This window comes from Pantoea sp. Cy-640 (assembly GCF_011752635.1).
GTDB classification, from domain to species: Bacteria; Pseudomonadota; Gammaproteobacteria; order Enterobacterales; family Enterobacteriaceae; genus Pantoea; species Pantoea dispersa.
In genome coordinates, this window is sequence record NZ_VWXB01000009.1 from 13505 (window position 1) to 37930 (window position 24426).

Consider the following 24426-nt stretch of genomic DNA (forward strand, 5'->3'; position numbering starts at 1 on the left):
GCAGTTTGCTTAACCCTATTAAGTGTATGCATTTGCTTTGCCAACGGCGGTAAAGCGAGTGCTTCTGGATAAAGGCGTCCATCTCCCTGTGAAAGCAGTGGAGAGGACGCCTTTTTTTATTTCCTGAGGGTGGCAAAAGATGAGCAAATCGCCAGTTTCACTGTCTCGACGTCAACTGCTGTTATCCAGCGCCGCCGCTGGCGGGCTGTGGCTGTTGCCGGGATTGCGCAACGCCGTATGGGCGGCGGGTTCCGATGCGCCAGAAAAAGCCACCGTGCGGGTGGGATTTATTCCATTGACGGACTGTGCGCCGGTCGTCATGGCCTCGGTGAAAGGCTTCGACAAAAAATATGGTCTGACGCTACAGCCCAGTAAAGAAGCCAGTTGGGCAGCCGTCCGCGACAAACTGATCTCCGGTGAGCTCGATGCGGCACACGTCCTGTACAGCATGATCTATGGCCTGCAACTGGGCGTTGCCGGCCCTCAGCATGCGATGGCGAACCTGATGACGCTCAATAACAATGGCCAGGCAATCACCCTGTCGAACCAGCTTAAAGCGCAAAAGGTCACCGATGCCGCCAGCCTGAAAAAGACCATCGACAGCCAGGCCAAAGGCAGTCTCACCTTTGCGCATACCTTTCCGACCAGTACCCACGCGATGTGGCTCTACTACTGGCTGGCGAATGCCGGTATCAATCCATTTGATGACGTGCGCACTGTCGTCGTGCCGCCGCCGCAGATGGTGATGAATATGAAGATTGGCAATATGAGCGGCTTCTGTGTGGGCGAGCCGTGGAATCAGCGCGCTATCAGTGATGATATTGGTTTTACCGTCGCTACCAGCCAGCAGATTTGGCCCGATCACCCCGAAAAAATTCTTGGCACCCGCGCCGCGTGGGTGAAAGAGAACCCCAATACGGCGCGCGCGCTGACGGCGGCTGTCCTGGAGGCGGCACGCTGGATCGATGCCTCCGATGATAACCGCCGCGAAACGGCGCAGGTGCTGGCCGGACGCGCCTGGATCAACACCAAACCTGAGATTCTGCAGGGTCGCATGCTCGGCCAGTACGAAAACGGGCTGGGACAGAAATGGCAGGACCCGCATGCGATGCGCTTCTTCCATGACGGCAGCGTCAGTTTCCCGTATCTGTCCGATGGCATGTGGTTCCTCACCCAGCTTAAGCGCTGGGGAATGCTGACCGAGGATCCGGACTATCTGGGCGTCGCAAAGCAGATCAACCGAATTGATATCTACAAACAGGCAGCGAGCGCCGTCGGCAACATCACGTTGCCCGGCAGTGAGATGCGCAGCAGCACCCTGATCGACGGCAAGGTGTGGGATGGCACGAATCCTGCCGTTTACGCCGCCAGCTTTGCCATTAACCACAAAGAGAGGTCGTGATGAAAAGCCAGACTCGCTCCCTGACGCAGCCTGAGACGCTGCCCACCCGGGCCACGGTGGTGCCCCTTCAGGTCACGCCAAAAAAGATGCGCTCGCCTGCGCGCCTGCGTCCGTTTTTGCAGCGTGCCATTCCCGCGCTGTGCGGTGTGATGCTTCTGCTTCTGATCTGGCAGATCGCGGCCCTTTCCAGCAAAGGCTTTCCCGGCCCGTACGCCACCTGGGAAGCGGCGAAAATCCTGTTCGCCGATCCGTTCTATAACAACGGCCCTAACGATCAGGGCATCGGCTGGAATGTGCTGGCCTCGCTGCAGCGCGTCGCTATCGGCTTTGGCCTGGCCGCGCTGGTGGGGATTCCCGCAGGCTTTCTGCTGGGGCGTTTTGCCTTTGTGGCACGCATGTTCAATCCGGTTATCGCGCTACTGCGTCCGGTCAGCCCGCTGGCCTGGCTGCCTATCGGCCTGCTGCTGTTCCAGCGCGCCGAACCGGCCTCCAGCTGGACCATTTTTATCTGTTCTATCTGGCCGATGATTATTAATACCGCCGAAGGTGTACAGCGCATTCCACAGGATTACCTCAACGTGGCGCGCGTGCTGCAACTGTCGGAATGGACCATCCTGCGCCGCATCCTGTTTCCCGCCGTTCTGCCTGCGGTGCTGACCGGGGTCCGCCTGTCGATTGGTATCGCCTGGCTGGTGATCGTGGCTGCCGAAATGCTGACGGGAGGCCTGGGGATCGGCTTCTGGATCTGGAACGAGTGGAACAACCTCAATGTTGAAAACATCCTGATTGCCATTTTGCTGATTGGCGTCGTCGGCCTGCTACTGGAGCAGGGACTGATGCTGCTGGCGCGTCGCTTTAGCTGGGATAAATAAGGGGAACACTATGCAACCTATCATTCGTGTACAGCAGGTCAGCCAGCGTTTTACCACTTCCGGCGGCGATTTTCTGGCGCTCGATAATGTCAGCTTTGATATTCATCAGGGGGAAACCCTGAGCCTGATCGGCCACTCCGGCTGTGGTAAATCCACGCTGCTCAACCTGATCGCCGGTTTAACCCGACCTACCAGCGGCGTCCTGTTATGCGATAACCGCGAAGTCACCGGCCCCGGCCCTGAGCGCGCCGTTGTGTTTCAAAACCACTCGCTGTTGCCCTGGCTGACGGCGTATCAGAACGTTGAGCTGGCGGTAGAGCAGGTGTTTAAAGGCAAGATGAACAAGGTGGAAATGCGTGACTGGATCGAGCACAACCTGAACCAGGTGCAAATGAGTCATGCCATGCATAAACGCCCCGGCGAGATCTCCGGCGGCATGAAGCAGCGTGTCGGTATCGCCCGCGCGCTGGCAATGAAACCTCGCGTGCTGCTGCTCGACGAACCCTTCGGTGCGCTGGATGCCTTAACGCGCGCGCATCTGCAGGACAGCGTCATGCGCATCCAGCAGGCGCTGAACACCACCATCGTCCTGATTACCCATGATGTGGATGAAGCCGTGTTGCTGTCCGATCGGGTACTGATGATGACCAACGGTCCGGCGGCGCAGGTGGGCGATATCCTGACGATCGACCTGGTCCGGCCGCGTTCACGCGTGGCGCTGGCGGATGACGTGCGTTATCACCAGCTGCGCCAGAAAGTGCTGCATTTTCTCTACGAAAAACAGACTTCGGCGGCATAAGGACGACACCATGAGACAACGGCTGCTGGTTGCGGGTAACGGGATGGCGGGCATGCACATGGTAGAAACTCTGTTGCAGCTGGCGCCGATGCGTTACGACATCACTGTGATTGGCCGTGAGCCGCACGGCAACTATAACCGTGTGCTGTTGTCGCCGCTGCTGGCCGGAGAAACCACCGTTGAGCAAACGCTGATCCACGACCCTGACTGGTATCACCGTCACGGCATAACATTGCGGGTGGGAGAGACGGTGGAACAGGTGAATATTGCTGAGCGGACCTTACGCACCGACCAGCGCCTGCTGCACTGGGACCGCCTGGTACTGGCGACCGGATCGCAGCCCTGCAGGCCGTCTGTTCCAGGCAGCGACCTGCCGCATGTCAGCACGTTTCGCACGCTGCAGGATGTGAACACTTTGCTGGCCGGGCACGGTCCGGTAGTGGTGGTCGGTGGGGGCTATCTGGGTATTGAAGCCGCCGCCGGACTTCAGGCGCAGGGACGTCAGGTCACGCTGATTCATCGTCAGTCACGTTTGCTGGACAGACAGCTGGATATCAGGGCAGGGGAATTACTGCTGGCTCAGCTCCGGGCGCGCGGCATTCGCTGTGAACTGAATGCCAGCCTTGCGGCGATCCGCACGGATAGCGTGATCCTCCACGATGGCCGTGTGCTGGCGGCGCAGCAGGTGGTGATGGCCATTGGTGTCCAGCCGGCGATCGCCCTGGCGCAGGCCGCCGGTATTCCCTGTCAGCGCGGCATTCTGGTGGATCGCCAGTTGCGCACTGCGCACGCCGGAATTTATGCCGTAGGCGAATGTTGTGAAATCAGCGGCGAGACCTTCGGTCTGGTCGCGCCCTGTCTGGCCCAGGCAAAGATTCTGGCGGCGCAACTGGCCGATCGGCCTCAGGGAGATTTCTACAGTGCGGCCACGGGCACCCGTCTCAAAGTCAGCGGCATTTCCCTGTTTAGCGCTGGTGACGTTCGCGAAGCCCCGTCTGTCACCAGTTTTGACCCGATCGCCGGGCACTATCGCCGCCTGTTCCTCAAAGACGGCCGACTGAACGGCGTGCTGCTGTATGGCGACTGCCAGCAAAGTGGCGCGCTGCTGAACCAACTCCATAATGCCGGACCGGTTTCTGTGAATACGCTGTTCGGCCTTGATGAACCTGAAACGCAGCCGCTGGCTGCAGGAAACCCTGTGATGAGCCAAACGAAACCTGTATTAGCCGTGGTGGGTCACGGCATGGTCAGCCACCATTTTCTGGAGCAGCTGGTCGCCCGTAACCTGCATCAGCATTATCACATTGTGGTCTACGGCGAAGAGCGCTATCAGGCTTACGATCGGGTTCACCTTTCTGAGTATTTCACCGGTAAAACGGCAACAGAGTTGTCGCTGGTGAGCGAGGATTTTTTTGCCCGGAACGCAATTGAACTGCGCAGCGGTTGCCGGGTAGAGGCGATCGATCGCCAGCAGCGCAGCCTGCGTGACAGCGCGGGACGTGAGCTGGCCTGGGATAAGCTGGTGTTGGCCACCGGCTCCCGCGCCTTTGTACCACCGGTACCCGGCCATGACGCCGGGCGCTGCTTTGTCTACCGCACGCTGGACGATCTGGATGCCATCGCAGCTTGTGCCCGCCAGAGTCAGCGCGGCGTGGTGATCGGCGGCGGGCTGCTGGGGCTGGAAGCCGCCAATGCGCTGAAGCAGCTGGGGCTGGAGACGCACGTGGTTGAGTTTGCGCCGCGCCTGATGGCCGTGCAACTGGATGACGGCGGGGCGCTGATGCTGCGGCAAAAGATCGACTCGCTGGGCGTGACGGTGCATACCTCGAAGCAGACCGAACAGATTGCCACCCAGCCTGACGGCAGCCTGGTGCTGCACTTTGCCGATGGCGGCGAGCTGGCCACCGATCTGGTGCTGTTCTCTGCCGGTATCCGCCCGCGTGATGAGCTGGCCCGGAGCGCCGACATCAGCGTGGGGCCGCGCGGCGGCATTACCATCAATGATCAATGCCAGACGAGTGACAGCGACATTTATGCTATCGGCGAATGCGCGTTGTGGAACGGGCAGATTTTTGGCCTGGTAGCGCCTGGCTACCAGATGGCGCGTGTGCTGGCCGGGCATCTGGCGGCCGAACCGGCGCAGTTCACCGGTGCCGACATGAGCACTAAACTGAAGCTGCTGGGCGTAGAAGTCGCCTCCTTTGGCGATGCGCACGGCAAAACGCCGGGCAGCCTGAGCTACCACTGGGCCAACGGGCCAAAAGGCATTTACAAGAAGATCGTGGTTAGCGCCGACAATGCACGACTGCTGGGCGGCGTGCTGGTGGGAGACAGCAGCGACTATGCCACGCTCCTGCAAATGATGTTAAACGCCATGCCGCTGCCGACGGCAGCGGAAGCGCTGATTTTGCCTGCGTTGAATGGCGCGCCGGCCAAAGGGTTGGGCGTCGCTGCGCTGCCGGACAGTGCCCAGGTGTGTTCCTGCCATAACGTCAGTAAAGGCGATATCTGCCATGCGGTGCAGAGTGGCTGTGGCGATATGGCCAGTATAAAAAGCTGCACTAAAGCCGCAACAGGCTGTGGCGGCTGCGCCGCGCTGGTAAAACAGGTGATGGAGCTTCAGCTGGAAAACCTGGGCGTCGCTGTTAAAAAAGACATCTGTGAGCACTTCGCCTATTCCCGTCAGGAGCTGTATCACCTGATCCGTATTAATGGCATCAAAACCTTTGACGATCTGCTGGCCAGCCACGGACGGGGTTGTGGTTGCGAGGTATGCAAACCGCTGGTGGGGTCGCTACTGGCCTCGTGCTGGAACGATTACCTGCTGAAACCGGCACATTTACCGTTACAGGACACGAATGACCGTTACTTTGCCAATATCCAGAAAGATGGCACCTATTCGGTCGTACCGCGCGTGCCGGGGGGCGAGATCACGCCACAGGGCCTGATTGCCATCGGCGAAGTGGCCGTGCGTTACGATCTCTATACCAAAATTACCGGCGGCCAGCGTATCGATCTGTTTGGTGCGCGGCTGGACCAGCTGCCTGCTATCTGGGAAACCCTGCTGGAAGCCGGTTTTGAAACCGGTCATGCCTACGGAAAATCCCTGCGTACGGTGAAATCCTGCGTCGGCTCGACCTGGTGCCGTTATGGCGTGCAGGATTCTACCGCCTTCGCCATCGCGCTGGAGAACCGGTATAAGGGCCTGCGCGCACCGCATAAGATCAAGATGGCGGTGTCCGGCTGCACCCGCGAATGTGCGGAAGCACAAAGTAAAGATATCGGGGTCATCGCCACGGAAAACGGCTGGAACCTGTACGTCTGCGGCAATGGCGGCATGAAGCCGCGCCATGCGGAACTGTTTGCCAGCGATCTGGACGATGACACGCTAATCCAGTACGTCGACCGGATTCTGATGTTCTACGTGCGCACGGCGGATCGCCTGCAGCGTACCAGCGTCTGGATGGATAACATGGAGGGCGGGCTGGACTACCTGCGTGAGGTGGTGATTCATGACAGCCTGGGGATCGCCGCCACGCTGGAACAGGAAATGCAACAGGTGGTGGACACCTGGCAATGCGAATGGCAGACCACGCTGGCCGATCCCTCGCGACGTGCGCTGTTTACCGCCACAGTGAACAGCGACCAGCCGGATGAAACGCTGCACTATGCACGCGTGCGCGGACAGCGCCAGCCACACAAGGCCAGTGGTATTCCCCTGATGCATCTGCCCGCCGAACGCTGGAGCGAAATCTGCCCACTGGAGGCCATTCCGCCAGAGGCCGGCATCGGAGCCCGTCTTGGCAGCGTCCGTATTGCCTTATTCCGCATGGGTGATGACTGTTATGCGCTGGAGGATCGTGAGCCGGGCAGCGAAGCCAGCGTACTGTCACGCGGTATCCTTGGTGATGTTGCGGGGGAGCCGGTGGTGATCTCGCCGCTTTACAAACAGCGTGTACGCCTGCGTGACGGACAGAGCCTTGATAATCCCCAGCATCAGCTGCGTTGCTGGCCGGTTAAACTGGAGGACGGCCAGGTCTGGGTCGCAAACCGTCCGCTTAACCTGATGGCGCAGGCATCATGAAAACTACCTGCGCTTATTGCGGGGTGGGCTGCGGCGTCGAGGTCACGCAGCCGCAGAGCGCGTCGCCTCAGGTCAGTGGCGATACCCGTCATCCGGCGAATGCCGGGCGGCTATGCGTAAAGGGCGCGGCACTGGGCGAAACCCTGACACAGGCCGGACGGTTGCTGCATCCTCAGCTTCATCACCAGCGGGTCAGCATGGAGACGGCACTGGATGCCGCGGCTGATGGTTTGCGCAGGATTATCGATGCGCATGGCCCGGAGGCGGTGGCTTTCTACGGTTCCGGCCAGTTGCTCACGGAAGATTACTATGTGGCGAACAAGCTGATGAAAGGCTTTCTCGGCGTCGCCAACATCGATACCAATTCACGCCTGTGTATGGCCTCCGCGGTGACAGGCTATAAACGGGCATTTGGGGCGGATGCCGTACCGTGCTGTTACGAGGATCTGGATGAGGCCGAGGTAGTCATTCTTGTCGGCTCGAACGCCGCCTGGGCCCATCCGGTGCTGTTTCAGCGCCTGAAACAGGCAAAAGTGCAGCGCCCTGAGATGCAGGTTGTGGTTATCGATCCGCGCCGCACGGCCAGTTGTGAATTCGCCGATCTGCATTTACCGCTCCGGCCGGGCAGCGATCCGGCCCTGTTCTCGGGCCTGCTGCACTGGCTGGAACAGCATGACGGCATTGACGTCACGATGCTGCCGCATCTGGACGGTGTAGACACAACCTTACGGGCCGCGCGGCAGTGGGATGGTGCGGCGGTGGCAGCCCATTGTGATATCAGCAATGAAGTGATCGCCGCGTTCTACGGGTTGTTTACCCGGCATGAGCGCGTACTGACCTTATGGTGCATGGGCATTAACCAGTCACAAAGCGGCAGTGACAACAACAATGCTATTCTCAATGCGCACCTGCTGAGCGGCAAGATTGGCCGACCCGGCTGCGGCCCGTTTTCGCTGACCGGACAGCCGAATGCGATGGGCGGGCGGGAAGTAGGGGGGCTGGCCAACCAACTGGCGGCGCATATGAGTTTCACCGCAGAAGATTGCGACCGTTTACAGCGTTTCTGGCGCAGTCCGCGTATGGCGCGTGAGCCCGGCCTGACGGCGGTTGATCTGTTTGACGCCATTGACCGTGGAGCAATCAAAGCTGTGTGGATTATGGGCACCAATCCGGCGGTTTCGATGCCAGAAGGCAATCGCATTGCCCGGGCGCTGGCTGCCTGTCCGCTGGTCATTGTGTCAGACGTGCTGGCGCAAACGGATACCACCGCCTTTGCGCATATTTTGCTACCCGCGCAGGGCTGGGGGGAAAAGAACGGCACCGTGACCAATTCTGAACGCCGGATTTCCCGTCAGCGCGCGTTTATGCCTCCGGCCGGAGAAGCTAAACCGGACTGGTGGTTACTCGCGCAGGTCGCCCAGCGTCTGGGCTTTCATGAAGGCTTTACCTGGACGCATCCGGCAGCCATCTTCCGCGAGCATGCGGCGTTGTCGGGGTTTGAGAACAACGGCCAGCGCGCCTTTGATATCAGCGGTCTGGCCGGTATGAGCGACGCACAGTGGGATGCGATGAAGCCGGTACAGTGGCCAATCAACGCTCGTTATCCCGAGGGCTGCGCCCGGCTGTTTAGCGACCGGCACTTTTACCATCCTGATGGTAAAGCCCGCCTGTTGCCACCGGCCACGCCGCAGCCAGTGGTGTGCGAAACGGCTTACCCGTTATTAATGAACAGCGGACGGATCCGCGATCAGTGGCACACCATGACGCGTACCGGCCTGGTTCCCCGGCTCATGCAGCATTGTGATGAGCCATTTGCAGCCCTGTATCCGCAGGACGCACAACGCTATGGCCTGTGCGCGGGCGCACTGGCACGGGTGCAGTCCGACGCGGGCTGGGTGACGGTGCGTGTGACGCTGGACAGCGGTCTGCGGCGCGGTGAGATCTTTGTCCCTATGCACTGGAACCGACAGTTCAGCCTGCAGGGCACGGTTGGCGGACTGGTGGCTTCAACCCGCTGTCCAGTCTCGGCACAGCCTGCCTTTAAACAAACCGCTGTGCGTATCCACCCGCTCAACGCCAGCTGGCAGGGCTGGCTCTGGCAGCGCGACGCAAGCCCGCCTGATGCGCTGCGCTACTGGGCGCGAACACCCTATGAGGGCGTGCAACGCTTTAGCGTGGCTGGAGACGGTTCACCAGAACAGTGGCTCATGGCAACGATCCCGCTGGCCGGGCTGCAACTGCAAACCGCTCATGCGGCGGAACCGCATTACCGCCTGCTGGCCTGGCGTAACGGTGAGCTGCACCTGGTCTTTTATGCAGGCGCGTCTTTACCCGAGATCAATCATGACTGGGTTGCGCAGGCTTTTCGCCAGGCACCTGTGAATGCGGCGGACCGGCATGCTCTGCTGGCGGGACAATCGGCACAACGTGCCGTGGCTGGCCGGACGATCTGTAGCTGCTTTGGCGTTGGGGAAAACACCATCTTACAGGCGATTAAACAGGGCTGTCACAGCACCAAGGCACTGGGTAACGCACTCAACTGTGGTACCAACTGCGGCTCCTGCCTGCCGGAGCTAAAACACCTTTTGCTTTCCGTTGCTGTACCGGAGCAAGAATGATGATCGCGATTAACGCTTTAGACAAACTGCTGGCGCCGGACAACGCGTCCAGCCCAGGCAAAGTCTGGCTGGTAGGGGCCGGACCGGGGGATGTGGAGCTACTGACAGTCAAGGCGCTGCGCCTGCTGCAACGTGCGGATGTCGTGGTCTATGATCGCCTGGTCAGTGAAGCGGTGATGGCGGAAGTCGCCAGCAGCGCACTCTGTATCGACGTGGGTAAACAGCCGGGTCATCACGGCCTGAAGCAGGCTCAGATTAATCAACTGCTGGTGGACCTGGCTGCCAGCGGGCGCAATGTCGTACGTTTAAAAGGCGGCGATCCCTTTATCTTTGGCCGTGGCGGTGAAGAGATGGTCAGCCTGCAGCAGGCGAATATTGTCTGCGAAGTGGTGCCCGGCATTACCGCCGCCGTGGGCTGTGCGGCTGCCAGCGGCATTCCGCTGACGCACCGTGACTGTGCCCAGTCATTGCGCTTTATCACCGGACACGGGCGCAGCGGCGAGCCGCAGCTGGATGCGGCGGCGCTGACCGCGACCAATCAGACGCTGGTGTTTTACATGGGGTTAAGCTGGAGCAGCGTGATTAGCGCCCGGTTACGGGAATATGGCCGCAGCGAGGCGACGCCGGTGGCGATCATTGAAAACGGTACGCGTCAGAACCAGCGGGTGCTGATCACCACGCTGGCCGGGTTGCCTGAAACTGTTGAACAGCAAAAACCGGTGTCGCCGTCGTTACTGATTGTGGGCGAAGTTGTGCGCTATTACCGTGCCGATATAGTCTCTGCGCATGGGTGTGATTTGGCGTTAAGTGACATTGAGGCGCACTGATGCTTACCGTGCCGAAAGAAGGGACATATAAGATAGCGTTCCCGACCGGTTAAAAAAGCGTTCCAGGTACAGCCGCGAGTCAAACCCGCTGCCATAAGCAGGGAAGTCAAAAAGCGGGCGTGCGGGGCACGCTACATGGCGTCGGCCGGTAATTCTCACTGCGGCCGCGACCAGTCAAATCTGAGGCTTTCAGGTAGCGTTTTCATTGTCATTTCACGGGATGACGGGTGACAGCGCGGGCTTACCCGCCTGCGGTCTGACCCAGCTGAGCACCCGATCCGGGCGGGTTAACGGGCCGGGTCCAGAGAGGATCAGACCGCCAGAGTTCGGGAAAGCCCATTTTTTCCCACGTGACGCAGGCCGGCGGCTGTGCCATAAGCGTATCAAGCTGCTCTTTTAGCCCATCACTCCAGGAAACCTGATCTGAAAGATACTTGAGGATGGCCAGCCTGGCAGTACAGGGTATGCTTGCGGTGTGTAAAGTGATGCTCATAACCATTGTTATGCATGGGCGCAAACACCATGAAGTGGCGATTCCATACCCGGTTATGGTGCGCGCAAAGGTTGCGCAGGTGCGAAAGAGTGTGGAACCGGGAGCCAAGGACGTCATGGCTGTTGAGGCTGAACATACGCGCAATCGCGCGCTGATCGCTGACGGGAATACTGGCATACATCGCCGACCAGGTCCCGAACGTCATGACCTCGGTGATCATCCACGAGGGCGGACACACGGGCGTGCCGTAGCGTTCGCGATAGTGCTGAATGAAGACCTCTTTGGCACCGGCTATCTGGCGGAAAAATTCCTGATGATCGTAGTCAGGTCGCATGATGGCGAGATTCATAATCCAGTGGGCGCCGTAGCGGGCGGACATGTGCTCTGACAGGCAGGTGCGCAGGGCCACTTCAACCTTCTGGATCTGCTCCAGAATGATAAGTCTGAGGCGCCGGTCAAATTCATACAGGTCGATGACCTGCCCGAGCGTGGTGCCTGAAAGAAACCGTTTGGGTTCGTGCACCCGGGACACGCGCTCTTTCGTCATCCGGTAAAAAGGATAAAAGTAGCCTCGCAGCCGGTGGTAACCTACGAAGCGGAGCGCATTTTCGGTAATGTACTCGTCCTTAATGACCAGTCCGCGCTCGCGCAGTCTGGTAATCAGATCGCCGGTAAAGCTGGATAGGTTTCATAAGCTACTTTGCTGCAGGATATCCCCCTGGGCACTGCTCACCTCACCGCTCTGTGGAAAAGCCAAAAAAAACCCGCCAGTTTGCGCTTAATCTCCTGAGAGAACATAGGCGAGGCAGGTGTTGTTAATAGTAACCTATCAACGCATGGCGAATACGTCAACCGTTTCAGTACCTGTTAAATGGCCAGGCCCGTCTGCTTAACCTAAGCGTCGACAACGTATTCGTAGTGGCGGAAGTTGTCGCTGAAAAGTGCGCCCAGCCTGAGCTCCGCCTGATGCTATGCTTCTTTGCAAGGCCAGCTGTTCATCCTTCGTTGGCCGGCCGGGCCGGCGGCTGCGCGCGGCCTCCTCTAGCTTTAGCTGCTTGAGCGTGCGCAGCACCATGAACGGTGTGGAAAGCGGGGCGCCGGTCAGCGGATCGTCCAGTGCAAAGGCCTCCCGGGTCAGCGACAGAATCTCGTTGAGCCGCCCGCCGGTGTTCCACAGCGCGTCAATAAAGAGGCGCTTTTCAGGTCGGGCTCCTTCGAGAGCTGCACTGCTACCTCGGGGGCGAGCAGGCAGCGCGGCATGTCGGTGCCGTACGCGGCGGCCAAGTGCCCAGAGCCACCGCGCTTTCGTAGTCAAAGTAGCACGCGGCGCCGGAACCGGTCACATTCTGACCGCTGACGTTGCTACGTGAAATCTGCGTCAAAGTACCCAAACTTTCAATCTCCGTTATCTGGCGTGATGGAACGTATTTTTTCCCCCGTCTGTCCAGCGAAAACCATGGGAATAAATCGATCCGGTCAGGATTTGTTTCAGATCGGTTATCCGTCTTTTCTCCCGTATAGGGAAAATCACTTGGACGGTGCAAATTTAGAAGCGCGGTGCCCGCGGGCCGGTCGCAGCCGGAAATGACGGTAACCAGCTGAAGATAAATGGAAATTTAACAAAGCGCGGCGGGCGGGGCGCACTAGGCACTCTACGCTCGATGCCTGGTATTGGTGAAATATAAGAAAAGCATGTGCGGCAGAGGTGCCAGGCAGTAAACTGCGGCTGTAACAACTCCGCCAACTCACAGACGATTAAAATTTATGGACGACGAAAAGTGCATCTGTTCCGACTGCGTTGAAGACTCTTATATCAGTAATATGATTAAAACGACCGGTAATGATAAGAATACCTGCAGCTACTGTAACGGTGACGGCATTACAGTCAGCCTTGAGGATATCGCATACAGGATGCATGAGGTGTTTGAAAATTATTATTCATCTCACATTGATGATTTTTATGTGAGCGGAAGTCCGGCAGAAGATATTATTGCAATGGAACTCGGCGTAGAAGAAGATGTGTATAACGACATTATGGAAATCCTTTGTGAAGAGCATAATGATTATGACTACACGATATACGGTGACGACTATCTTTATGAGAGAACGGTCTTCGAGGTCGGCGAATATGACTATACATGGAATAAGCTCAAAAAATCCTTAAAAACAAAAACACGCTTCTTTAATAATGAGCTTCGTGAATTTCTGGATAAAATTTTTTCTGGTATCGAAAAGATGCGGCTAGAAACAGGTGCGACCATCCGTCAAATTGATGGAAGCCACATTATATACCGCGCTCGAGTTTTTGAGGATTATCGCGACATCGAGGTTGCATTATCACACCCTGAACGCAATTTTGGACCCCCTCCATCAGAGCTGGCAACTTCGGGCAGAATGAATCCATACGGCGTACCGGTTTTTTACGGGGCAGCAAGCCTGAAAACAGCCATAGCAGAAGTGCGGCCCGCTGTGGGCAGTCTGGTAGTGGTTGCGCCTTTCAGGCCGCTGCGCACTCTGAACCTGCTCGATCTTTCTGGACTGGAGCACCTGATAAGCAGCAATGGCAGCTTATTCGACCCCGATTTCAGGGCGCAAATTGAGATCATCTCGTTTCTGAAAACCCTGTCGCGAAAACTGACCATTCCCGTTTTCGGTAAAAGTAAAGAGAGTGAATACCTGATCACTCAGGCGGTGTCGGAATACCTTAGTCTGTCAGATAACCTGAATCTGGACGGTATTATGTTTCACTCTACACAGAGCGAAAACCCGGAGGTGAAAGAGGAAAAAGACTACAACATAGTGCTTTTCAGCAAGTCTTCCCGGGTGAGGAATTCCCAAAATAATGCTATGAAGTACGGTGTTAGCATGTATGAAAATATTGAATATGATTTATGGAGCATCAGCCCGTCAATCTATCCGCAAGGGGTAGGCAGCGATGAAACTACGACGCCAGTCCGCCACAGTTCACGGACAGATAAATCAACGCTGGAACTTGACGTAGCCTCACTGGAAATACACACAATCCGGGCCGTCCGGTTCAAAACCGATGCTGAAGGCATTGAACTGAGGAATGAAAAACCGCCCTTCACTAGAAATTGAACATTTTTAAACTAACCAGTCACTCTGTGCTGAATGCCTGGTCGTGTATGAACAGAGATGCGGTGTAAACCTTTACTGCCCATGGCAGGTATCAGATGGGTTTTTGAACCTCCGTTAGACTGAGCTACTTGGCGATTACCACGCAATCCCCGGCGACGGTTCGCCAGAGCCAGCGGCCCGGACTCGCGATAACGCGCTAACAGACGCCGACAGTGCCGATCCGTTATGCCAAGTCGTTGTGATGCAAGCGAGGTTGTAAGCCGGCCATCAATGACGTCCTGCAGGATCTTGAGGCGGTTAACTTCATTCATCGTAAAGCACTCCGAACCGTAAGCCGTCATCAGTTGCGTCCTCAGCCGGGAAACCCTGGAAAAAGGACGATAATGCGGACATCTCAATATAGCCAGAGGCGGACATCTGAATTTAGCCACTACAAATGAAATGGCGCATAATGCTATTTATGTTAAACTGTATGTCAGTGATAATTCGTGTAAGCTGCCAATATGCTTCACTCTTCTTCATTAATGGTTTTAGATTGTGTTCATTCTCATCTTGAATCGCCACGAGTTTAACAGATACCTCAGAGTCATTTAAGATGACTGAAAAGAGAGGTGCCCATGAGCGGTAAGCGTTATCCCGAAGAGTATAAAACCGAAGCAGTCAAACAGGTTGTTGCTCGCGGTCATTCTGTTTCCAGCATGGCAGCACGTCTCAATATTACCATCCACATCCTTTACGCTTGGATAAAAAAACACGGTCCGGACTCATCCACTCATAAAGAACAGGCAGATGCTCAGGTCGAGATCCGCCTACTCCAGAAGGAGCTGAAGCGGATCACTAGCGAACGGGACATATTAAAAAAGCTGAGGCGTACTTCGCAAAACTGCCCGACTGAGATACGCCTTTATCCGTGACAACACCCGTTGCTGGCCTGTTCGTCTGCTCTGTCGGGTGCTTAATGTTCATCCCGGTGACTTTTACGCCTCGCTTCAGCAGCCGCATTCTCAGCGCCACCAGACAGACCTGAGACTGACGGGACAGATTAAACAGTTCTGGCTGGAGTCAGGTTGCGTCTATGGTTATCGCAAGATCCATCTGGATCTGCGGGACAGTGGGCAACAGTGCGGAGTGAGCAGGGGCTGGTGACTGATGAAGCATGTCGGGATAGACTCAGGTAGGATACCGGAGCCCGCGAGCACGTAAAGGCGAAGCCAGTATCGTGTCGTCCAACAGGCTCAAGCGACAGTTCAACCCGGATGCTCCGAATGAGAGGTTGGTAATGGATATAACCTACATCAGCACCCATAAAGGGTGGCTATATCTGGGCGTGGTTGTTGACCTGTTTTCGCGTAAGGATATCGGCTAGTCCATGTGCAATCCCGGATGAGAAAGGACATAGTCCTTAACGCACTGCTGATTGCAGTATGGCGGCGTAATCCTCAAAAATAGGTGCTGGTTCACTCGGACCAAGGTAGTCAGTACACAAGCCATGAGGGACAGTCGTTCCTGAAATCTTACAGCCTAGAGGGCAGCATGAGCCGCCGCAGTAAGTGTCACGATAACGCGGTTGAATAAAGCTTTTCCATGCGAGCGGATAAAGAGAAAGATTTAAGGAACGCGGGAAGAAGCCCGCAGCGATGTTTTTGATTACATCGAAATGTTTTATAACAGTAAACGTCGGCATGGTTCGAGCGATCAGATGTCACTGACAGAATATGATAAACCAATATTATCAACGGCTCGAAACTGTCTAGATTATCCGTGGAGATTCAAAGCAGTATTCTCGCCCGGCCCATATTCCCGCTCTTTCTCTCAATGGATATGCTTAAAGTTGTAATTAGCTTGTCATTATGTTATTTCGGAATAAATAACTATTTTGCTGTGGAATAACTAAATAATCATTACTAACGGATTGTTGTGTCTCATATTTTTGCAGGTCAGATGATCAACATCTAGAGCAATTATTATTAGATGATGTGTGAAAGGGAAATTTACAAACGCAAACGGGTAAGTAAATGTTAATATCTTGTCAAAGTAGCAATCAGATGCTTTCTGCTGATCTTCTAACAGATAGCATCTGGTTTAAAAATGCTAAACCAATATTATATTGGAAGGTGTCGTTTAGTTATCCACTCAACGCGGTCTGGATCACGGTGAGAAAAGAAGGCACTGTTACCTGTCTCAAGAGCAGTGATTTTTTCAAGATCACGTTCATTCAGTTCAAAATCAAAAATGTCGAAGTTTTCTTTCATTCTCTCTTTTCTTACGGACTTAGCCAGTGAAACTACGCCTCGCTGTAATAACCATCTCAGTACCACCTGGCCGATAGATTTCCCATATTGCTGACCGATTGAAGAGAGCACTGGATTGTTAAACAAATCATTACGGCCTTCTGCAAAGGGTGCCCATGCCTGAGGTTGAATATTACGACTATGCATCCAGGCTATCGGATGCAGTTGCTGGTGGAAGGGGTTAACCTCAATCTGATTAACTGCTGGCGGAACCTTGTTGAAAGCTGTCAGGTCTGCAAGTCGGTCAGGATGAAAATTACTGACGCCTATAGATTTGATCTTTCCTTCGGCCTGCAATTCTTCCATTGCCCGCCAAGCGCCGTGAACGTCACCATAAGGTTGATGGATTAGATACAAATCAACGTAATCCATTTGCAGGCGGTTAAGCGACCTTTCAAACTGCGCTTTAGTCCCCTTGTAGTTAACGTCCTGAACCCAAAGTTTGGTTGCAACGTAAAGCTTCTCACGTTCAATCCCACTATTGACAATGCCAGTACCCACCTGTTGCTCATTCATATAAGAAGCAGCAGTATCAATCAGCCTGTACCCAACGTCTATGGCGTCGGCAACTGCTTTTTCGCACTCAGCGGGATCAGAAATCTGAAAGACTCCAAATCCTACTAGAGGAATGGATAAGCCGTCGTTTAGCGTGAAATCTTGCATTGTGTCTCCTTAGCATGATGAAAAATCGACTGGTTTAGTATGATGCAATGAATTGATCCTTAGAGAATTTCTTTGCATCATTTAAATAGATAGCTGTTTTTAATAGTTGTTGTGTGAGTTAACATTAATTTTCGGCATGTCCAACATCTCGTTTATGTGTAAATACTACTAAAAAGCTAAGTAAGGTGAACATGCTCATAATCGCGACCATTGGCCATGGAGTGCCGTTATGTAACCAGGCCAGAAGAAGAGTGGAAACAATCCCACTTCCATACTGCATTGAACCAATTAAAGCCGAAGCTGAGCCCGTCATTCCCTCCGCTTTATCCAGTGCGCAGGCCGTGGCTGTTGCAGCAATGACTCCATTCATCGAAAAAAACACCAATATACAGATCACTTTCACAATGAGCTCAGTGGGATGCAAAATAAGTGATATGAAAAGTGCACTAACCATAACAAATGCAATTAACGTCGAAAACTCAAGGAGCTTTTCAAGCGGGATTCTTTCAACCATTTTTTTATTAAGCGTGCTTATTAACACCACGCCTACTATGTTTATAGCGAACAGCCATCCATAATGCTGAGGACTAATGCCATAATAATTAATGTATACAGATGGCGATCCTACGATGAAAGCATATGCTGCGGTGTAATATAACGTTACACACCAAGTGAAACGCATAAAGGACTTATTTTTAAACAGTGTAAGATAGTTCGAGAAAGAACCTTTGAGTGAGGCTTTGACTCTTTTCTCTGGCGGGTGTGTTTCAGGTAACCAGAACAATGACGCCAGCATCATAATTCCAATTAAAGCCAGCAGCCAGAAAATCGATGGCCAAGCCGTAATAGTGATGATTTGTCCGCCGATGAGGGGGCCTGCAATCGGAGCTATAGCCATCACAATGATCAACGTTGAAAGCATCTGAGCGGCGCGTGTTCGGGAATAGAGGTCTCTGACCATTGCCCGAGCGAGCATGGGGCCAGTACATGCACCAATGGCCTGAAAAATTCTCCAAAAAACAATTTCTTTCATATCTGCGGAAAGTGCACATCCTGCCGAGCCAATTACGAAAAAAACCATACCAAATATAAGAGGTAGTCTTCTTCCTAACTGATCACTAATAGGTCCCCACACCAGTTGAGCAATGGCGAAACCAATAAGAAAACCAGTGACAGTGAGTTCAGCATCTCCATGTAAAGATTTAGCCATTACCGGCATGGCGGGTAAATATATATCGGTTGAAAGGGAAGTAAATGCCATTAATGCGCTGAGGATAAGTATGAATATCAATCCTTTATTTGCATTAGGCAAGTAGTTATCAATTTTAGTCATTTATATCTCAAAAATAGAAAGCGTACATTAACTGTCTGAAATTTTAGTGTGTTTATGGCTGAGCCAACTCTCGACACTTTCCATGGTTTTCCGCTCCTGATCTGCCTGCATCACAAAAGGATCCAGTAAATTTGATGAAGGACAGAGCTTATTCAAAATATCCATGCTGTCACCAATGCCAACCCCTCCGTGAGTAATGAACGGGATGACCGTAACCCCCTTTAGGTCATGTGTTCGTAAGAAGTTTTTAATTACTGACGGTACGCTGGTTCCCCAAATAGGAAAGCCTATATAAATAATTTTGTAAGTGCTGATGTCAGTCAGCCTTTTACGAATGGGACGTAAACTTCCAGCGTCACGTTCCTGACTGGCTATTTCAACCGTCTTTAGATAATCTGCAGGATAGGGCGTTAGTGGTGAAATCTCATGTATATGAGCACTCAGGTTACGCTGGAGGAGGCCTGCGACAACTCGTGTATTACCCGTACGTGAGAAATAGGTAATCAGCGTATCGTTTGATTCTGTACCTGGATCTCCCTCAGCGGCACTGCTTACAGTGCCGCTGAACAAGGTGAGAGCAGGTAGCGCTGCCAATGACTTACGGCGTAGCGCATTGTGCTCATCAGTCATATTATCTCCCGACAAACTTAACGCCCCACCCGGGCTTTCAAAGATTCAGGATAACGATCGCCAACTACATCAATTTTTTTCAGCGCATTGCTGATATTGGCCAGTTCTTTACCATCTAAAGTAATGGGCGCAGCCCCCAAATTTTCCTCCAGGCGATGCAACTTTGTGGTGCCTGGAATCGGGACAATCCAGTCCTTTTGTGCCAGTAACCAAGCGATAGCAATTTGAGCGGGAGTAACCCCTTTGCCCTGTGCTATATTCTTCACAAGAGACACGAGATGCTGATTGGCTTCACGAGCTTCTGCAGCGAATCGAGGAACCTTACTCCGGAAATCATCGTCGCCAAAGCTGACCTGAGCATCGATTGTTCCTGTGAGAAAGCCTTTACCCAAAGGAGAGAAAGGTACGAAACCAATACCCAGTTCTTCAAGAGTAGGAATAATGCTTTCTTCAGGCTCGCGCCACCACATTGAATATTCACTCTGTAATGCAGTTAAAGGCTGAACAGCATGAGCGCGTCGAATGGTTTCGACCCCCGCCTCAGACAAGCCGAAATGCTTTACTTTGCCCTCCGCGCTAAGATCTCTGATAGTTCCGGCGACATCTTCGATAGGCACATCAGGATCAACACGGTGCTGATAAAACAGATCGATTGAATCGGTTCTGAGACGTTTGAGAGAACCCTCAACAGCTTTACGGATATGTTCAGGGCGGCTGTTAAGGATCTGTTGTTTGTTATCCTCGCCAAATGTAAAACCAAACTTAGTTGCAATGACAACATGGTCTCTTACAGGTTGAAGGGCTTCGCCAACAACTTCTTCATTCAAATAGGGGCCATAGACCTCAGCCGTATCAAAAAACGTTACGCCCTTATCATATGCACTTCTTATCAGTTCAATTGCATGCTTTTTATCAACAGCCGGTCCATAGCCATGGCTCAGGCCCATGCATCCTAGACCAATAGCAGACACTTCAAGTCTTGAGTTACCTAAAAATCGCTTTTTCATGTTGCCTCCTGTAAAGAATTTCATTGGTATGCACTTCCCAGAGATTTATCTGAAAAATCGAGAAACATTCGATACGAACCTGACATTATTTCTATTTAGCTTACTGATGGCAGAGTTCGTTATTTTTCCACCAGAGCTGAATGAATATGAGCATACCTGAACCTTGAACTCTTAAAGCGTGAACTTATGCCATTAAGAATAGCGTATACTTCACAAGTGAATTAGGTATAAAAACAGGATGCCCTTATGAGTAATATTTATAAATGAGGATCTGTATTGCTAGATTTTTGATTATAAGGTGTAATGCACCACTCTCCATGAGCATGCCCCCTTACCTGAAAGCAAAAATACCTTCGCACTTTATTTTTCAGTTAAATTTCGAGTCTGACCTCTCGGATAATCCACCCTTATTATGGGGAGCAGAACTGGAGTAAGTGCTCTAACGCTCATGATATGTTACTGGAGTAAAAAGATTATTACTCCAGTAACATAATAGTATCAAGAACCCTTTTTATGGTGAGGCATAAACAACAAAACCAATACAAGCGCAGCAGCGATCAAGACAGTACCCGCTGTGAACGCATTACTAATCTGGTTTAACAACTGGTCTGTACCCTTTAAAGAATCACTCCCGATTTCAGCAGCAGTTACCAGAATGCTCAAACCTAAAGCTCCTCCAACCTGATGCATTACATTTACTACTCCGGAAGCCGCACCAGCGTCTTCATGAGCGACATTGCTGATCCCTGAAGTGGTTAAAGGGCCCATGGCTCCACCCATCCCAAAGCCTATCAACAAAGTGGGTAGCAGGAGGCCGCCAATGAAGGTTGAACCCTGGCCGAGCTGACTGAGCATCAACATACCCACAAAAGCTACTAAAAGGCTCAACATAAGAATTCTTCGGCCACCGTGGCGGCTGATATATTTGGGCGCATAGAGGGCTACAAGGAAATTAACAATCATTGATGGTACAAAGGCGAAACCAGCTTCAATAGGAGTGTAATGAAGGACGCTCTGCATGAACTGGGTGGAATAGAAAAAGAAGCCCATTGCTGCGCCTATATACAGAAACCGTGCAGCGTAAGCGCCTGAGCGTTCACGGCTAAAAAATAGGCGAAGCGGCATCAAAGGGTTTTTTGTTCGAGATTCGATCCAGATGAATACAGCAATTAATACTAATCCACCGATAAAAGAAGCCAGGGTTGTAACATTACTCCATCCATTATCTGCGGATGACACTGTGCCATAAACGACGCCTGCCATGCCAACGGAAGATAATAATGCACCGGGTATATCGAGCTTCCCGGTGTGACGGTCAGTTTCGGTTATGTATCGCCTGGCGGCTAAGATCAATGCGATTCCGATTGGAACATTGATAAGAAAACCTACCCGCCATGAAAGTAGGTCTGCAAGTAGTCCTCCAAGAACCAAACCAATACTCGCGGAGAGTCCTCCAGCGGCCGCGTAAAAGGAAATTGCTCGCGAGCGTTCGTGTCCCGGCGGAAAAGTCGCTTGTAAAAGCGCGAGAGTCGATGGCGCAAGAATGGACGCTCCAATGCCTTGCACGACCCTTGCTGATACCAAAAACTCTGCACTTGGACTAAGACCAATTGCGAAAGATGAAGCTGAGAATATTGCCAGACCCAAGCAAAGCATCTTTTTACGACCAAACATATCACCTGCACGAGCACTCAAAAGGAGTAGACCTCCAAACATAAGAGCATAAGCGCTCGATACCCAGGATAAGCCGGCTAGGGTGAACGAAAACTCGTCACGGATCTTCGGGAGCCCAGTAATAACAATAGAGTTATCAATTACAATCATCACATAGCTGAGTAAAATTATTGTTAAAATGATGCTACTTTTAGGCTTCCCTGTCGGTTCTGTTTTGAATGTCTGCTGCACTATCTGCACCCGCAATTAATGAATATAGACTCATTATAAACTGTTTTAACTTCATAAATAATCAAGACTATATTGATAAGGGCTATGATCCTAATTCATTAATGATTGATTCAATAAATGCATGACTCACTGGGATATTTTCACTGGCTCACCATTAAGGCATTTCCAGAGGAGCTTATAGGATACAAATTCCATTTATGAATTTAACTTATAGGGCTTATGAATAAAGATGCGCTTTTTATTGCTGAGATTTATGACATGATTTTATAATTGAATTTTATAAGTCTTGAATCCACATGCTAAAAAGCGAACTATCTGATCTTAATGTTTTCCTTTTGATAGCGGATGAACGTAGCTTCTCCCGTGCAGCCATCAAACTTGGCCAGTCCCAATCTGCGTTAAGTTACTCAATGAGTCGTCTCGAAACGCGAATTGGTTTAAAGCTACTTCACCGCACAACCCGAAGCGTTGCACCGACTAAAGAGGGCGAGAGGCTGATTGCGACCTTACGGCCTGCATTAACCTCTATCAATGATGAGCTTGCCGCTCTGAGTCAGTTACGAAGTATGCCTTCCGGACTTATAAGAATTACCACGCCAAAATATCCATTTGAGAAATATCTATACCCTGCTGTTTTAGCTATTCGTGAACAACATTATGATGTTAGCTTCGAAATTGACATAACCACATCTGTTAAAAATATCATTGATAACCAGTTTGATGCCGGTATAGCACTGCGTGAACAAATTGAAAAAGATATGATAGCTGTCCCACTGGGGCCGGAAATCAGAATGGTGATTATAGGCAAAACGTCATATTTCCAAAAACATGGTGTTCCTAAGGAACCTGCTGATCTAAGGCATCATTCCTGCGCTGCCTATCGCAGAGACTCAACCGGAAGAGTTTATAGTTGGGAATTTGAGAAGTTTAACGAGAAGCGTAAGCATAAATTTGATTCAACAATAATTGTCAACGATGTAGATATCCTGATAAAAATTATATCAACCGGAGATTACCTGTGCTGCGTGCCTGAACACTATGTTTCAGACAAGTTGCTATCAGGTGAGTATATGAGTGTTCTGAATGACTGGCTTTCGCCATTCTCAGGATACTGTCTCTATTATCCTGACAGGAATGAATTGACCCTGGCCTTTAGGATCTTTATTGACATGCTTAAAAATTTGAGCGCACAATAATTATGTGCGCTCAAATAGATTATTCCAGATTATTATCTTTAATGTATTTATCTACCAGGTTGGCAATTTGTTGATTATTAAGGTCGGAGAAAATAAAGTGCGTATTTCCTTTAATTCCTATATCTGGAAGGTGAATTAAAGTCACGTGACCTCCATGTTTATTGACAACATCACGCCATTCCTTTGCCATAGCCAATCTCACACGCCAGCTGTCCTGAGCAGGCATTGGCGTTGGTTTTGAGGGGATGTTATCGCCGTATAAGATTAAAATAGGAATTTTAGTCAGCGCACTGAATTGTTCAGTGCTGACAGGTGTGCCTTTAAGCGTATCAAAGGCGCTTGGCATAGGCTGCGGCAGTTCATTTTCAGGAAATACGAAACTGCTGCCAGGTTCAAACGCAACGATGGCTTTAACGTTACTGCTTTTAATTGCTGTAAACCAGCCTGGCCCTCCTCCTTGTGAATGCGTGAAGAGAATTGCAGGACCTGTTTTCTGCATTACAGCAGCCATAGCATCGGATATTACGTAATTGTCGAAAGGGCCCGTATTAGGGGTAAGCTGCCTGAAGTACTGATTTAAAGTTTCCTTATCATGTGAAAATTGAACATTACTAAAAAATTTTGGCCAGACACCCAGTCTGAACTGATTAAACCACATCTGTTCATCAGGTTTAGGTTTGATTTCTGTACCCTGCATACTTCTTCCGGCGTCACCTCGACGAGGCTGATCAATGAGATAGGTCGAAAATCCTTTTCTAAGAAAGATGTTCTGAAACCCTTCACGGCCATCTGGTGTTGATTCCCATGTCTTTGAGAACTGGCCCGCACCATGGAGCATTACAATTGGATATTTATGTGGGTGGACAGGAATTTGATAAAACGCATACGCGTGATCGCCATGGTAGGTTTGGCCAGCAGAATCCAGGGGTTTTTTTGGATCAAATTTTCCCGGAGCGGTATAAACTGTACCACCTGCAGCAAAGCTTCCCTGCTCTGAAATAATCAGAGGTAATGCTTTAATATTGCTCTCAGCCTGTACAGGACTAAGTCCTGCCGAAATGGCCAAGCATAAAGCTGTTATCAGAGGCATGACTATTCTGTTCAAAGTACATCCTTAATAAGTAAAAAACCAATAATAATGGATTTGTGAAAATTTAATTATCATAATATTTTCATAACGCTTCTGAATTTTTTTGTTAAATCATCC

At 52.1% G+C, this 24426-nt stretch carries 15 protein-coding genes and 2 pseudogenes; 9 read left to right on the plus strand and 8 right to left on the minus strand.

What is annotated here, in order from left to right; translation table 11 throughout:
• Positions 1-139: 139 nt before the first annotated feature.
• The 6 genes from F3J36_RS19220 to cobA are packed head-to-tail and all read left to right on the plus strand — an operon-like array spanning position 140 to position 10602.
• Complete coding sequence (locus F3J36_RS19220) at positions 140-1402, plus strand: CmpA/NrtA family ABC transporter substrate-binding protein (RefSeq protein WP_166720278.1); 1263 nt, start codon at positions 140-142, stop codon at positions 1400-1402.
• Entirely contained in the window at positions 1402-2274 is an 873-nt protein-coding gene (gene ntrB, locus F3J36_RS19225) for a nitrate ABC transporter permease (RefSeq protein ID WP_021508712.1), read from the plus strand. Before F3J36_RS19220 ends, ntrB begins: the two co-directional genes overlap by 1 nt.
• A gap of 10 nt (positions 2275-2284) precedes the next feature.
• Positions 2285-3073 carry an ABC transporter ATP-binding protein gene (locus F3J36_RS19230; RefSeq protein ID WP_166720279.1) on the plus strand — a complete coding sequence of 263 codons (789 nt, stop codon included), beginning with the start codon at positions 2285-2287 and terminating at the stop codon, positions 3071-3073.
• Positions 3074-3083: 10 nt separating this feature from the next.
• Positions 3084-7157 carry a nitrite reductase large subunit NirB gene (nirB, locus tag F3J36_RS19235; RefSeq protein WP_166720280.1) on the plus strand — a complete coding sequence of 1358 codons (4074 nt, stop codon included), beginning with the start codon at positions 3084-3086 and terminating at the stop codon, positions 7155-7157.
• On the plus strand, positions 7154-9775 hold the full coding sequence (locus tag F3J36_RS19240; protein WP_166720281.1) for a nitrate reductase: 2622 nt from the start codon (positions 7154-7156) through the stop codon (positions 9773-9775). Before nirB ends, F3J36_RS19240 begins: the two co-directional genes overlap by 4 nt.
• Positions 9772-10602, plus strand: a complete 831-nt coding sequence (gene cobA / locus F3J36_RS19245) for a uroporphyrinogen-III C-methyltransferase (RefSeq protein WP_166720282.1) — start codon at positions 9772-9774, stop codon at positions 10600-10602. Before F3J36_RS19240 ends, cobA begins: the two co-directional genes overlap by 4 nt.
• Positions 10603-11006: 404 nt before the next feature.
• Here cobA and F3J36_RS19250 read toward each other — a convergent pair whose 3' ends face one another.
• Positions 11007-11642: an Abi family protein gene (locus F3J36_RS19250; RefSeq protein WP_247653206.1), complete on the minus strand. Its 636-nt coding sequence runs from the start codon at positions 11640-11642 to the stop codon at positions 11007-11009.
• Positions 11643-12859: 1217 nt separating this feature from the next.
• On the opposite strand from F3J36_RS19250, the gene F3J36_RS19255 reads away from it, so the two are divergent.
• Positions 12860-14194: an RES family NAD+ phosphorylase gene (locus F3J36_RS19255; RefSeq protein ID WP_166720283.1), complete on the plus strand. Its 1335-nt coding sequence runs from the start codon at positions 12860-12862 to the stop codon at positions 14192-14194.
• Positions 14195-14319: 125 nt separating this feature from the next.
• Here the strand turns inward: F3J36_RS19255 and F3J36_RS19260 are convergent.
• Positions 14320-14535: pseudogene (locus F3J36_RS19260) on the minus strand (helix-turn-helix domain-containing protein); the annotation flags it as partial.
• A gap of 276 nt (positions 14536-14811) precedes the next feature.
• On the opposite strand from F3J36_RS19260, the pseudogene F3J36_RS19265 reads away from it, so the two are divergent.
• Positions 14812-15917 (plus strand): annotated as a pseudogene (locus tag F3J36_RS19265) (IS3 family transposase); the annotation flags it as partial.
• Between the two features lie 379 nt (positions 15918-16296).
• Here F3J36_RS19265 and F3J36_RS19270 read toward each other — a convergent pair.
• From F3J36_RS19270 to F3J36_RS19290, 5 genes are all read right to left on the minus strand, one after another.
• Entirely contained in the window at positions 16297-17148 is an 852-nt protein-coding gene (locus F3J36_RS19270) for an aldo/keto reductase (RefSeq protein WP_166720284.1), read from the minus strand.
• A 124-nt stretch (positions 17149-17272) separates the two neighbouring features.
• On the minus strand, positions 17273-18481 hold the full coding sequence (locus F3J36_RS19275; protein ID WP_166720285.1) for a multidrug effflux MFS transporter: 1209 nt from the start codon (positions 18479-18481) through the stop codon (positions 17273-17275).
• 27 nt (positions 18482-18508) lie between these two features.
• The gene (locus F3J36_RS19280; RefSeq protein WP_166720286.1) at positions 18509-19111 is read right to left on the minus strand and encodes a flavodoxin; all 603 of its coding nucleotides are present in this window, start codon (positions 19109-19111) and stop codon (positions 18509-18511) included.
• A gap of 17 nt (positions 19112-19128) precedes the next feature.
• The gene (locus F3J36_RS19285; protein ID WP_166720287.1) at positions 19129-20118 is read right to left on the minus strand and encodes an aldo/keto reductase; all 990 of its coding nucleotides are present in this window, start codon (positions 20116-20118) and stop codon (positions 19129-19131) included.
• A 498-nt stretch (positions 20119-20616) separates the two neighbouring features.
• Positions 20617-22023, minus strand: coding sequence for an MFS transporter (locus F3J36_RS19290; protein ID WP_371742052.1), 1407 nt, complete (start codon positions 22021-22023; stop codon positions 20617-20619).
• Between the two features lie 296 nt (positions 22024-22319).
• On the opposite strand from F3J36_RS19290, the gene F3J36_RS19295 reads away from it, so the two are divergent.
• Positions 22320-23219 (plus strand): LysR family transcriptional regulator, encoded by a 900-nt coding sequence (locus tag F3J36_RS19295; RefSeq protein WP_166720288.1) that lies wholly within the window; start codon positions 22320-22322, stop codon positions 23217-23219.
• 19 nt (positions 23220-23238) lie between these two features.
• Here F3J36_RS19295 and F3J36_RS19300 read toward each other — a convergent pair whose 3' ends face one another.
• Positions 23239-24324 (minus strand): alpha/beta fold hydrolase, encoded by a 1086-nt coding sequence (locus F3J36_RS19300; protein WP_371742053.1) that lies wholly within the window; start codon positions 24322-24324, stop codon positions 23239-23241.
• Positions 24325-24426: the final 102 nt, after the last annotated feature.